This window comes from Bacteroides propionicigenes, assembly GCF_018390535.1.
GTDB classification, from domain to species: domain Bacteria; phylum Bacteroidota; class Bacteroidia; order Bacteroidales; family Bacteroidaceae; genus Bacteroides; species Bacteroides propionicigenes.
This window is the reverse complement of sequence record NZ_JAHBBW010000003.1, coordinates 242,667-256,392: the sequence shown is the minus strand read 5'-3', so window position 1 is coordinate 256,392 and position 13,726 is coordinate 242,667. Positions and strand designations below refer to the sequence as shown.

General features: G+C 45.9%; 11 protein-coding genes. 6 read left to right on the top strand and 5 right to left on the bottom strand.

Features of this window, described 5'->3' with window-relative positions; translation table 11 throughout:
* Nucleotides 1-25 precede the first annotated feature (25 nt).
* A complete protein-coding gene (locus KG118_RS06355) occupies nt 26-784 on the top strand; it encodes a lysophospholipid acyltransferase family protein (protein WP_117711423.1) in 759 nt (252 codons plus the stop codon).
* A 28-nt stretch (nt 785-812) separates the two neighbouring features.
* Here the strand turns inward: KG118_RS06355 and KG118_RS06350 are convergent, their stop codons facing one another.
* Nucleotides 813-1,565 carry a DUF4369 domain-containing protein gene (locus tag KG118_RS06350; RefSeq protein WP_117711422.1) on the bottom strand — a complete coding sequence of 251 codons (753 nt, stop codon included), beginning with the start codon at nt 1,563-1,565 and terminating at the stop codon, nt 813-815.
* Between the two features lie 133 nt (nt 1,566-1,698).
* On the opposite strand from KG118_RS06350, the gene KG118_RS06345 reads away from it, so the two are divergent.
* From KG118_RS06345 to KG118_RS06325, 5 genes are all read left to right on the top strand, one after another.
* Complete coding sequence (locus tag KG118_RS06345) at nt 1,699-2,931, top strand: anaerobic sulfatase-maturation protein (RefSeq protein ID WP_117711421.1); 1,233 nt, start codon at nt 1,699-1,701, stop codon at nt 2,929-2,931.
* A 34-nt stretch (nt 2,932-2,965) separates the two neighbouring features.
* Complete coding sequence (locus KG118_RS06340) at nt 2,966-5,125, top strand: S46 family peptidase (RefSeq protein ID WP_117711420.1); 2,160 nt, start codon at nt 2,966-2,968, stop codon at nt 5,123-5,125.
* Between the two features lie 17 nt (nt 5,126-5,142).
* Entirely contained in the window at nt 5,143-7,305 is a 2,163-nt protein-coding gene (locus KG118_RS06335; protein WP_117711419.1) for a S46 family peptidase, read from the top strand.
* Between the two features lie 64 nt (nt 7,306-7,369).
* Entirely contained in the window at nt 7,370-7,666 is a 297-nt protein-coding gene (gene trxA / locus KG118_RS06330; RefSeq protein ID WP_117711418.1) for a thioredoxin, read from the top strand.
* A 9-nt stretch (nt 7,667-7,675) separates the two neighbouring features.
* Entirely contained in the window at nt 7,676-8,146 is a 471-nt protein-coding gene (locus tag KG118_RS06325) for a thioredoxin family protein (protein WP_117711417.1), read from the top strand.
* Nucleotides 8,147-8,183: 37 nt separating this feature from the next.
* Here KG118_RS06325 and KG118_RS06320 read toward each other — a convergent pair whose 3' ends face one another.
* From KG118_RS06320 to KG118_RS06305, 4 genes are all read right to left on the bottom strand, one after another.
* Nucleotides 8,184-9,035: a histidinol-phosphatase gene (locus KG118_RS06320; protein ID WP_117711416.1), complete on the bottom strand. Its 852-nt coding sequence runs from the start codon at nt 9,033-9,035 to the stop codon at nt 8,184-8,186.
* A 36-nt stretch (nt 9,036-9,071) separates the two neighbouring features.
* Nucleotides 9,072-10,961, bottom strand: coding sequence for an ABC-F family ATP-binding cassette domain-containing protein (locus KG118_RS06315; RefSeq protein ID WP_117711415.1), 1,890 nt, complete (start codon nt 10,959-10,961; stop codon nt 9,072-9,074).
* 63 nt (nt 10,962-11,024) lie between these two features.
* On the bottom strand, nt 11,025-11,834 hold the full coding sequence (locus KG118_RS06310; RefSeq protein WP_117711414.1) for a DUF3805 domain-containing protein: 810 nt from the start codon (nt 11,832-11,834) through the stop codon (nt 11,025-11,027).
* A 278-nt stretch (nt 11,835-12,112) separates the two neighbouring features.
* Nucleotides 12,113-13,315, bottom strand: coding sequence for a hypothetical protein (locus KG118_RS06305; RefSeq protein WP_117711413.1), 1,203 nt, complete (start codon nt 13,313-13,315; stop codon nt 12,113-12,115).
* Nucleotides 13,316-13,726 lie beyond the last annotated feature (411 nt).

Below are 13,726 nucleotides of genomic sequence, written 5' to 3'. Positions count from 1 at the left end.
TTTGTGGCAATAAAACCCAAAAACCATGAAGATACTCTATAATATTTATCAAGTTTGCTTTGCACTGCCTATATTATTGGTGTTGACTATCCTCACCGCATTAGTCACAATTATCGGTTCACTGCTGGGCGGCGCCCATATTTGGGGGTATTATCCCGGTAAAATATGGTCACAACTGATTTGTTATCTTCTGCTTATTCCGGTAAAAATAAACGGACGGGAGAAACTCCATAAGCGTACTTCCTACGTGTTTGTCCCCAATCATCAGGGTTCTTTCGATATTTTCCTGATTTACGGTTTTCTGGGAAGAAACTTCAAGTGGATGATGAAGAAAAGCCTTCGTAAGATTCCATTTGTCGGCAAGGCTTGCGAAAGCGCCGGACATATCTTTGTAGACCGTTCCAGCCCTCGAAAAGTATTGGCAACTATGAAGCAAGCAGAATCATCGCTTAAAAATGGAGTATCATTAGTGGTATTCCCCGAAGGGGCGCGCACATTCACCGGGCATATGGGATATTTCAAGAGAGGAGCTTTCCAATTGGCGGACGAACTTCAATTGGCGGTAGTTCCCGTTACCATTGACGGTTCGTTCGAGATACTTCCACGTACCGGCAAGTGGATACGCCGCCACCGCATGATACTGACCATCCATGAACCGATTGCCCCCAAAGGGCAAGGCGCGGAAAATATCAAAGCAGCTATGGCTGAAGCATACGCAGCCGTAGAAAGCAGTCTTCCGGAGAAATTTAAAGGAATGATTAAAAACGAAGACCAAGACCGTTAAGGTTCCCAGTCCACACACAGGTTACAGTTTACTGACGGGGAGTGTCAGCCGAAGCGTTTTGCTTGACACGCTGATGTTCCTCAATCAACTGCATATTTTCTTTTGCTTTTGAAAGGAAATCCTTTACCAACTTATTCTGCTTGAACGTTAACGGAGCGGTTCGCATAACATCCTCTATCTGCGGGGTCATGATAGGATACGGCAATGTACTGCACATCATCATAAATACACTCGGACCCAAGACATTTTCATAATTGTCAATGATGAACTGCTTTACATAACTGTTCATTTCCTTCACAAGATTCTCCCCCTCCTGCTCCAACTCCCTATGGACATCTTCCAGATTGGCTCCGTCCAGCACCATACGCGCCTCCTTACGGTCAAGTTCCTCTATCTGCAATTCCAGTGCGTTCCGTTTTTCTATAAACTCATACAACTGGTTGTTGAGAAATGTGCCTTTAGCCGTCAGTTGCGTATTTGAGATGGAAACTTCTATCCTACCGTCTTCCAGCACAAGCGGCATAATCCCCTCATTGTCCATATAAAGAGTAACCATCATCACAGAGTCAACCCTGCCTTTCATGGAGAAAAGCCCGTGAATAACCTCTGCAGAATCAATAGTTACCCATTGACCGTCCCGAAGAGTTTTAAGAAATAACATTTTCCCGTCGAGGCTTGTGACCGAGGAGCTACCCTCCACCTTATACTTCCGGGTACAAGAAGTGAAAAACACGAGTAAAAGCAAAAGAGGCAAAATACGGTTTACACTCATTCTAATCATGCAGGAAACGATTTATGAATTACACGCAGCAAAGGTATTAATATTCCTTATAAACCGGATAGAAAGAAAGGAATTTTCATTTGGTTTACGTATTTTTGCACAATTATAAATAATAAAAAAACGGAAAAAAGACATGTCAACCTATGCTCCTTTTGCCAAACCTCTTTATGTAATGCTCAAACCCGTAGGGGCCGTATGCAACCTTGCATGTGATTATTGTTACTATCTGGAGAAGTCCAAACTGTACGTGAACAATCCCAAACACGTGATGAGTGATGAGTTGCTGGAAAAGTTCATTGAAGAATATATCAATTCGCAAACAATGCCACAGGTGTTGTTCACTTGGCATGGCGGAGAAACCCTGATGCGTCCGTTGGCTTTCTATAAAAAAGCCATGGAACTGCAGAAGAAATATGCCAACGGCCGGACAATAGACAACTGCATACAGACCAACGGGACAATGCTCACCGACGAATGGTGCGAGTTCTTCAAAGAGAACAACTGGTTGGTGGGTGTTTCCATCGACGGCCCGCAGGAGTTCCACGATGAGTACCGCAAGAACAAGCTCGGAAAACCGTCTTTTGTCAAAGTAATGCAAGGCATCAACCTACTGAAGAAACATGGAGTGGAATGGAATGCAATGGCGGTAGTGAATGACTTTAATGCCGACTATCCTCTCGAATTCTATAACTTCTTCAAAGAGATTGGTTCCCGCTATATCCAGTTCGCTCCTATTGTAGAGCGAATTACGCCTCATCAGGACGGACGTCATTTGGCATCATTGGCAGACAAAGAAAAAGCAACGGAACTGGCTGATTTCTCCGTCACCCCGGAACAATGGGGAAACTTCCTCTGCACCCTGTTTGACGAATGGGTGAAGCAAGATGTGGGCACTTACTACATCCAACTGTTCGACTCCACCCTTGCCAACTGGGTAGGCGAGCAACCGGGAGTATGCTCCATGGCAAAAACCTGCGGACATGCCGGCGTAATGGAATTTAACGGTGACGTATATGCTTGCGACCACTTTGTGTTTCCGGAATACAAATTGGGAAATATCTACCAGAAAACATTGGTAGAGATGATGTACAGCGAACAGCAGCAAGCCTTCGGACTGATGAAACAAAAATCACTCCCTACCCAATGCCGGGAATGCGAATGGTTGTTTGCCTGCAATGGCGAATGCCCCAAAAACCGCTTTGCACATACTGCAAGCGGCGAGCCCGGCTTGAACTACCTATGTGCCGGCTACCGGAAATTCTTCAAGCATGCAGCCCCTTACATGGACTTTATGAAACAGGAATTACTGAATCAGTGTCCGCCTGCCAATATCATGGAAGCTATTCGGGAAGGAAAATTCAAATGAAACAATATAGTACATTAACAATAAACTAAGAAGGATGAAATTAACGAAGTATTTGATTGCGGCTATTGCCGTGCTGACAGTCTGCTCCGTACGCGCAGACGAAGGAATGTGGTTACTGCAACTCATGAAAGAGCAGAATTCCACCGACATGATGAAGAAACAAGGATTGAAGCTCGAAGCAGATGACTTATATAACCCGAACGGTGTATCGTTGAAAGATGCCGTAGGCATATTCGGCGGCGGTTGTACCGGCGAAATCATTTCGCCGGAAGGATTAATCCTTACCAATCACCACTGCGGTTACGGCGCTATCCAGCAGCATAGCTCCGTAGAACACGATTACCTGACAGACGGTTTCTGGGCAAAGAGCCGCAACGAAGAATTGCCTACTCCGGGATTGAAGTTCCGTTTTGTGCACCGCATTGTGGACATCACCGACCTCGTAAACGAAAAAATTAAATCCGGAGAAGTAACGGAAGTCAACGCACTGACCGCACCGTTCCTCAGCAAACTTGCCAAAGAAGAACTGGAAAAAAGCGATCTGAAAGGCAAGCCGGGCATTGAAGTAAAAGCCCTGCCTTTCTATGCAGGAAATAAATTCTATCTGTTCTATTATAAGGTATATAGCGATGTGCGCATGGTAGCCGCTCCCCCCTCCTCGGTAGGAAAGTTCGGCGGTGAAACCGACAACTGGATGTGGCCGCGCCATACGGGCGATTTCTCCATGTTCCGTATCTATGCCGACAAGAATGGAGAGCCTGCCGAATACTCCAAAGACAACGTGCCTTTGCAAACTCCTAAATTCCTGCCGATTTCCATCAAAGGACTGCAAGAGAATGACTACGCCATGATTATGGGCTTCCCCGGCAGAACCAGCCGTTACCTTACCCAGTCGGAAGTAAAAGAACGCATGGAAGCCGACAACCAAGCAATGATTGATATGCGTGGCGTTCGTCTTGACGTATTGCGCAAATACATGAATGCCAGTGACAAAACCCGCATCCAATATGCCAGCAAATTTGCCGGAAGCAGTAACTACTGGAAGAACTCTATCGGCATGAACAAGGCAATCGTAGACAATGATGTGCTGGGCGCCAAAGCGGAACAGGAAAAGAAATTCGCCGAATTTGCCAAAGGCAAGCCTGAATATGAAGGCGTAGTAGACAAAATAGACGGTGTTATCGCCAAAAGAATGCCTGTTACCCGTCAGCTCAACTACTTGTACGAAGCATTGAGCGGCGCCATTGAATTTGGCAGCCCGTACATGATTATGGACAATATTAAAACAGCATTGGAGGAGAAAAACGATTCATTGCTCACTGCCGGCAAAGCACAACTGGAAAAAGTGTTCAATGATATACACAACAAAGACTATGACCACGAAGTAGACCGTGCCGTAGCCAAAGCTATTTTACCCGCCCTTGCCCAAAAGCTGAGACCGGAAGAGCTGCCCGGCTTCTACCTGACTATCCGCGACAAGTACAAAGGCGACTATAACGCTTATATAGATGATATATATGACAACTCTATTCTCTCCAACCGTACAAACTTCGACAAGTTCATGAAGAAGCCTACGGTAAAGGTCATTGAGAAAGACCCCGCTACCGCCTACTCACGCTCGAAAGTAGAGAAAATAAGAGCCGTTGCCTTGGAGAACAACGCCCTGAGCGACGGACTTGACCTGCTGCACAAAGCATATATCCGCGGTTTAGGAGAAATGAAACTCCCCGTACCGTCTTATCCGGACGCTAACTTCACGCTTCGCCTGACTTATGGTAATGTGAAGTCATACAGCCCGCGCGACGCAGTGCATTACAACTACTACACAACCACAGACGGTATTCTCGAAAAGGAGAACCCCGAAGACCGTGAGTTCGTAGTACCGGCCAAACTGAAAGAACTTATTCTCAACAAAGACTTCGGCCGCTATGCCATGGCAGACGGCATAATGCCCGTATGCTTCCTGACCACCAACGACATCACCGGCGGTAATTCCGGCAGCCCTGTCATCAACGGCGAAGGCCAGCTCATCGGTTGCGCATTCGACGGTAACTGGGAATCCCTGAGCGGTGACATCAACTTCGATAACAACCTGCAACGTTGCATCGCGCTGGACATCCGCTACGTACTCTTCATTCTGGAAAAACTGGGAGACTGCGGACATCTGATAAAAGAAATGAATATTGTTGAGTGATTCTAACGCATATTGATATGAAACGAATTATATTTGCAATATTCCTTGCATCCGGTATCCTCTCGGCATATGCCGACGAGGGTATGTGGATGCTGACCGACCTCAAACAACAGAACGAGGTCGCCATGACGGAACTCGGTCTGCTGATTCCCGCCGAAGAAATATACAATCCCGGCGGCATAGCCTTGAAAGATGCGGTAGTACACTTCGGAGGCGGTTGCACAGGCGAAGTTATTTCTGCAGAAGGGCTGGTACTGACCAATCACCACTGCGGTTACGGAGCCATCCAACAGCACAGTAGCGTGGAGCATGACTATCTGACGGACGGTTTCTGGGCGATGTCACGTAGCGAGGAGTTACCTTGTAAAGGCCTCACTGTTACTTACATCGACGAAATAATGGACGTAACGGACTACGTCAACGAACAGTTGCAGATAGATTCCGACCCGAACGGAACGAATTATCTGTCTCCCAAATACCTTACCATGGTAGCCGACCGTTTCCTTTCCGAGCAAGGCATCACGCTGACGCCCGGCCGCAAAGCGGAACTGAAAGCATTCTATGGCGGAAACAAATACTACTTGTTTCTCAAGACCACTTACAGCGATATTCGCATGGTAGGCGCGCCCCCCTCTTCTATCGGAAAGTTCGGAGCCGATACGGACAACTGGATGTGGCCGCGCCACACAGGAGACTTCTCCCTATTCCGCATCTATGCCGACAAGAACGGACAGCCTGCAACTTACAGTCAGGACAATATACCTTTGCAAGTAAAGAAGCACCTCACTATCAGCCTTGCCGGTTACCGCGAAGGTGACTTTACATTTGTCATGGGATTTCCCGGACGCAACTGGCGCTATATGATTTCCGACGAAGTGGAAGAACGTATGCAAACCACTAACTTTATGCGCCACCACGTGCGCGATGTCCGCCAGAAAGCCCTTATGGAACAAATGCTGAAAGATGATGCCGTACGCATTCATTATGCAAGTAAATACGCCTCGTCCGCCAATTACTGGAAAAACGCCATCGGCATGAACGAAGGACTTGTCCGCTTGAAAGTACTGGACACCAAACGCACCCAACAGGAACAACTCCTTGCACGCGGTCGTGCCTTGAACGACAGTTCTTACCAAAAAGCCTTCGAACAAATACGCAGCATCGTAAAACACCGCCGCAATGCTCTTTATCATCAGCAAGCCATTCAGGAAGCCCTGATTACAGGTCTTGACTTTATGAAAATTCCGAGTACTACGGCTCTGGTCACTGCATTGCAGAGTAAGGACAAAGCCAAAATAAAAGCTGCAGCAGACAGCCTGCAAATTGCCGCCGACAAGTATTTCGCCTCTGTCCCTTTCCCCGAAGTGGAACGTATTGTGGGCAAGAGAATGCTGCAAACCTACATGAAATATATCCCTGACGAACAACGTATCGGTATTTTCAAAGTTATCGACAAGCGTTTCAAGGGAGACAGTGATGCTTTCATCGACGCTTGCTTCAAGTATTCCATCTTCGGCAGTAAGGAAAACTTTGCCAAATTCATCCGCAAACCCAGCCTGTACAAGGTTGGCAATGACTGGATGACGCTGTTCAAATACTCTATCACCGATGGTCTGCTGCAAACCACCATTGCCATGATGGATGCCAACCGTAACTACAATGCCGCCCATAAGGTATGGGTAAAAGGCATGATGGACATGAAACAAGAAGCCGGTACGCCTATCTATCCCGATGCCAACTCTACCCTGCGCCTGACCTACGGACGCGTATTGCCGTATAAGCCTGTCGACGGTGTGGAGTATGGATATTACACCACACTGAAAGGAGCGATGGAGAAGGAAGATCCCGACAATTGGGAATTCGTAGTTCCCGACAAATTAAAGCAATTGTACCGGACTAAGGACTTCGGACGATATGCCATGCCCAATGGAGAAATGCCCGTCTGCTTCATCGTAAACACAGACAATACAGGTGGCAATTCCGGCAGCCCGGTATTCAATGCCAAAGGCGAACTGATAGGTACAGGATTCGACCGCAACTACGAGGGCCTGACCGGTGATATCGCTTTCCGCCCCTCGTCACAACGTGCAGCTTGTGTGGACATCCGTTACACCTTGTTCATCATAGACAAATATGCCGGCGCTTCGCACATCATCAAAGAACTGACGATTAGCGAATAATGCTTAGTGAACAATTCTTCCATTTATCTGTTATATACTCATAAACTATTATAAAACAAAGATTATGGAAAAGTTTGAAGAATTAATACAATCAGAAAAACCTGTTTTAGTGGACTTCTTTGCTACATGGTGCGGTCCTTGTAAAGCAATGCATCCGGTATTGGAAGCGTTGAAAAGTGAAATCGGCGAAAGGGCACGTATCGCAAAAATAGATGTAGACCAGCATGAAGAACTGGCTGCAAGCTATCGCATACAAATGGTTCCTACTTTCATCTTGTTCAGAAAAGGTGAAGCTGTATGGCGTCATTCCGGTGTAATCAGCGGTAAAGAGCTTAAAGCCATTATCGAACAAAACTCATAATTAGAACAAATGAAGAAAATTATAACTATGGCGGCTCTCATCTTCTCAAGCATACTTACTTATGCCTGTACCGATGGAGCCAAGCAAAAACCGGCGGAAACGCAAGAGACCACCCAAGAGGGTAGCGTAATCGTAATGAATAAAGATATGTTTATCAAGGACATATTCGACTACGAGAAGACCAAAGAGTGGAAATACAAAGGTGACAAACCCGCCATCATCGACTTATATGCCGACTGGTGCGGACCCTGCCGAATGACTGCTCCTATCATGAAAGAGCTGGCGAAAGAATATGCCGGGAAAATTGTGATATACAAAGTCAACGTGGATAAGGAAAAAGAACTGGCTGCCTTGTTCAATGCCACCAGTATTCCTTTATTCGTCTTTATCCCGATGCAAGGCGAACCCCAGTTGTTCCGCGGAGCTGCCGACAAGGCAACTTACAAGAAAGCAATTGATGAGTTCTTGTTGAAAAAATAAAACAAAGTGTGTCAAAGCAGGAAATGGCGATTTATGCTTATAAGACTATCGGCATTTCCTGCCATACACCGTCATATATTTCCATTACGTTTTTATAGCCGGCTTTCTTCAATGCCCGTAATGCTTCCGGGCGGCCGCTATTTATCCGTTCCGGATAATGAGAATCACTATTGACCTGAACACGAATACCTAAGTTACGCAATAACGGGAAATAGCGTTCATTGGGATAGAAAGTTCCCAAATCATGGTAAGACTTGGTATTGATTTCCACCTGATAGCCATGTGCGGCAATATCCTCAAAGTATTCTTTTACGAGTGTATCATACCAGTGTTCATCGAGCAGACCGGGACGGTAACAGGCAGCGTTATAGTGCATCTTGTCCGCGTGTCCCACTATATCAAAACCGCCTAACTCCAACATACGTCTCAACCGCCCGTAATACAGATGAACAACCTGCTCCAAGTCACCGCAGAAATGTTCATCCACTATATGCCTGAAGGTATCAGCCGGAACATCTACATCAACGACCTCTGATTTATCATTATACAACATATGTACGGACCCGATGCGGTAGTCCAACGGCAGTTCCCGAAAACAGGTAACGGAGGGGTTGCTCTCCTCATTCAGATAATCTATTTCCAAGCCGAGGTAAAGTTCTATCTTACCGGCATATTTCTCTTTCATCCGATGAAATTCCGCCAAATAGTCGTCCATACTATCCCACTCCATCGTCCATGCCGTAGAAAAAGGCAAAGGGGCATGGGATGAAAAGCCATACGAAGTAAATCCCTCGCTCAAAGCAAACCGTACGAAGTCTTCCATGCCTGCACGTCCGTCACAATACAGACTGTGACTATGATAATTCGTCAGATTTTCACTCCTGCTCATCCTCTTATTCTTTCATTAAATTATTATTCCCGAACTTCAGTTCGACTCTATTTCGCTTAATTCCAACCAGCGCATTGTCTTCTCATCAATTAAGTCCGCCAATTCCGGCAGGCGTTTCGACTTCTCCGTCAATTCATCTACGGACAGCGTACCACTGCACAAGGCATCTTCAATGGACTGCTTTTCGGCTTCCAATGCTGCAATATCCTGTTCGAGTTGCTCAAATTCGCGTTTTTCTTTAAAAGACATACGACGCTTTTCATTCAAACGAACTTTCGCAGTCTTCTCTTCCTGAGCCTTTGCAGCTTCTTTCTCCTTCTCTTTCTCTTGGGTGGCTTTCACGTCTTTCCAGTCGCGATACTGAGTATAGTTGCCGGGGAAATCGCGAATATCTCCCTGACCGTTAAATACCAGCAAGTGGTCTACCACCTTATCCATGAAGTAGCGGTCGTGGCTCACCACAATGACGCAGCCCTTGAAGTTCTGCAAATATTCCTCCAGTACATTCAATGTTACAATGTCAAGGTCATTGGTAGGCTCATCCAGCACCAGGAAGTTCGGATTGCGCATCAATACCGTACACAGATAGAGACGACGACGCTCGCCACCGCTCAGCTTATAGACATAACTATGCTGCGTTTCGGGTGTAAAGAGGAAATGTTGCAGGAACTGCGATGCCGTGAGGCGCTTGCCGTTACCCAGTTCTATCACTTCCGCAATGTCCTGCACCACATCTATGACCTTCATCTGTTCGTCAAACTGCAAGCCGTCCTGCGAATAGTAACCGAAGCGAACGGTTTCGCCTATATCCAGCGTACCGCTGTCCGCTTGTTCATGTCCCATCAGTATCTTGATGAAAGTGGACTTTCCCGTACCGTTATTACCTACAATACCCATCTTCTCATAACGGGCAAAGATGTAAGAGAAATCGTCCAGTATCTTCAAGTCACCGAATGACTTATAAAGATGGTCTGCTTCAAATATCTTGCTACCGATGTAAGACGCCTTTACATCCAGCTTTACATTATCATTGTTGAAACGTTGCTTGGCCACTTTCTCCAACTCATAAAAAGCATCTTCCCGATAGCGCGCCTTATGACCTCTGGCCTGCGGCATACGGCGCATCCATTCGAGCTCCGTACGATACAGGTTGTTGGCGCGTTCTATCTCCACCGTCTTGGCTTCGATACGTTCTTCGCGTTTTTCCAGATAATAGCTATAATTGCCCTTGTACTGGTATATCCGGCGGTTGTCTATTTCAACAATCTCCGAACAAACGCGGTCGAGGAAGTAACGGTCGTGCGTCACCATCAACAGGGTCAGGTTGGTACGGCGCAGATAGTCTTCCAGCCACTCGGTCATGTCGAGGTCCAAGTGGTTGGTAGGTTCATCCAATATCAGGATATCGGGTTCGGTGATAAGTGTATTGGCAAGCGCTACGCGCTTCAGTTGTCCGCCTGAAAGGGACTTCACCTGCTGGTTGAAATCACGGATTTTGAGTTGTGAAAGGATTTGTTTGGCTTTCTGCTCGTACTCCCACGCTTTCTCATGGTCCATACGCACCAGAATCTCGTCCAAACCGGGATGCCCTTCCGTCTCCATGCAACGCTCGTACTCTTTAATCAGTTCCACGGTGCTGTTGCCATGATGGAAACAGGCTTCCAATACGGTCAGTTCTTCCGGATATTGAGGGTCTTGTTCCAGATAACCTACCCTTATATCACGTCTGAAAGAGATTGTACCGCTGTCATAGCCTTCCTTTCCCGAAAGGATATTGAGTAATGTGGACTTTCCGCTGCCATTCTTGGCAATGAGTCCTACACGCTGCCCTTCGGACAGTCCAAAAGATATATTTTCAAATAACACCAAGTCACCGAATGACTTGGTCAGGTTTTCCACTTGGAGGATTGAATTTACTGCTGCCAATGTTTTGATAGTTGAAAGTTAATAGTTGCCATACGGAGAGAAATCTGTCCTGCGGACAGGGACTTATGAAAGTAGATTCTTATAGATTTCCGCAAGGTCGCAGGGTTCTCCGGCTTTCACTTTGCTCCATACTAATTTCATCGGGTCTATCATCATGTCGTTTGCCGTATTCACAAGAACGGGAGCTTCACGGTTGCCGTCGACCAGCGTACGCCACTCCAAACCGTCTATCTCATTAGCCAAAATGACGCAAAGCGTAATGCCCAACGCCAACCATGCCTCTTTTTTCTTGGCACTGATGCTGCCGCTGTCCATCATCTGCTGCATATTGGCTATATCTTCCTCCTGCCCCTGAAAGTCTTTTTTCAATTGTTCTTTCACGGTGGCGCTCACCCACTCGTACGCCTCGTTTATTTGATAAATTTCCGAAAGGCGTACCGGGATTATCTCTGCCGGATATTTCCGGTTGGCTGTGCGGACTTCCAATGAAGCTATGACGCTCTCCGCCTCTGCCACCGGTTCTCCTTTGCGCACCGTAAACGAACATTCAAAAGCGACATCGCCTATTCCTGCTATCCAAAGATGAGAGGTATAGTACGCGCCTTCTTCCTCGAACATTTCTTTGCTGTAAGCACAATCCAAGTGCCCTACCTTTACAGGCGCAGCCGAAGCATTCTCCTTTAGTTCCTGTCTGACGGCTTCCTTGCCGTATGCCGTACTGCCTTTATAGGCCGATATACGGAAATTGCCTGTCCACTCATTAGGATTATAAAACAGGAAAGAGCCTTCCCCGTCTTCAAATTCGTTCCAGTCTGCCGGATAAACCATAGAGAACCATGCTCCCGGAGAAATAAATTTCTTACCTTGTTCCATACTTCATTGACTAAATGACTTCTTTCTTGCAAAAGTAACATTACAACCGTTGATATGCAAACAATGCAACAAAAAAACAACCGATTCTCACGAACCGGCTGTTCCAATCATCATCTATGAATGAAGACTTTGTAGGTCTCCAATATCGTATTATATTTTAACTCTATTTTTTCGAATGCAAAGATAATCAATGAAACAATATGTGCATCAATATTTTAAGATATTTAATTTAACATTCTATAAACTAATGAGTTTCCGACACGGTTAGTTTATCCTGATTATTTACCAATAGGCTGTATCTTTCTTCTTACGTCCTTGGATATTTCCAGAAACATATAATTCAATCTGCCGGAATGAATGCCTTTTTCGTTGTCTCTATATTTCTTGCTTGCATATTCTTTACTTTTCTCAAAAGTGATGCGGGACATCTGGTTCTGCGTCTTTCCCACCATAGTAGAGTCCAGCTGTTCGTCGGGAAAGAAATCATCCAAGTCCACATCGCCAATCATGGTAGTCTCAAGGAACTTCATGTCCTTATGGCTCGCATCGGTGTAATAGCCCACAAACATATGTCCGGGCGTACGCACCAGTATCGGCTCTATATTAATGGCACGAAGCAAAGAAGCAAACAAGACGCTTCCGTCCACACAATTTATTTGTGATGACTCCAAAGCATCGTCGAACGTACGCACCCGCTGGGAAAAGACCACATTGCTGGAGAGGCTCGTATTGGAAACGGAACTATAACGGAATTTACGTTTCTGCAAAACATTCCACAAGGCATACACTTGGTTATCCACAGCTTCGGGGCTGCCCTGATAGCCCAAAAATCGGTTCACTATACGGGTATTCAGGGCTTCACGCAATAATTGGTCTATCATAGGATTTTCCTCATTTACATATGCCGCAAAGAAGATTCCGGTATCATGGAATTTTGTACCTCCCGTGACATACCCCAACAAACACTCGTTGATGCTGCGCACCGAAAACGTACGTACCCGCTGCCCCAGTTCCTTTCCATTCATTTCCACCGTAATGGCAACACTTATCGGCTCCGCCTGATTATTGTTTTTCAACGCTTCATAGTTCCAGATAATATCGGGGTAAATAATATATTCGGTACGCGGCTTCGCCAATACGAACTCCGAAACGGAACGGGAGAAGAAAGGCGTTTCCGCAACCTCCACCCTCACCCTGCTATACGCTTTTGCAGAGCGTACCTTCACTGCGATGCAAGACTTGGGGTTTCCGACAAACATCGAGTCGACCGGAACAATGACCTGAGCATCCGTTGTTGCAACAGACAAAATACTGGAAGGGAATATATTTCCTCCCAATTCATCCGTTATCTCAAAACCGGAGCGAAAAGGAGCAACATTCAACCAAATTGAACCGATAACTACAATCGCCAACACAGCCACCGCTAATGACATACGCCATTTGGATTGCTTCCACCTCATCATGCTCATAAGTTCTTTCATACAGTCATTCCCATTAAAACCACACAAATTTAGCATATAAATCTCTATTTATATGCTAATGGGATAAGAAAACTGTTACTCGTTTGGAATTGTCCACTTTATTTAAGGGTAAGGTTGCTCTGTTTAAAGTGTTTTGAGCGAAGCTAATGACAGGACAGATGATGTATCCTAACGAAACAGATAATGCGTTTTAACAAAACAGATAATGCATTTTGTTATGATAATAATCCCGTTTGATATACTTGAAAAACTTGTTTGATACGCTTGAAAAAGTCATTTGACACGCTTGAAAAAGTCATTTGGTACGGATAAGCCTAAAAGAGAACAGTGAAATCCGCGTCATCCGTGCCTAAAAAAGCACACAACCTATTGCCACCGGAATTTTGTAATCACAATGTAACACTTGTTTCA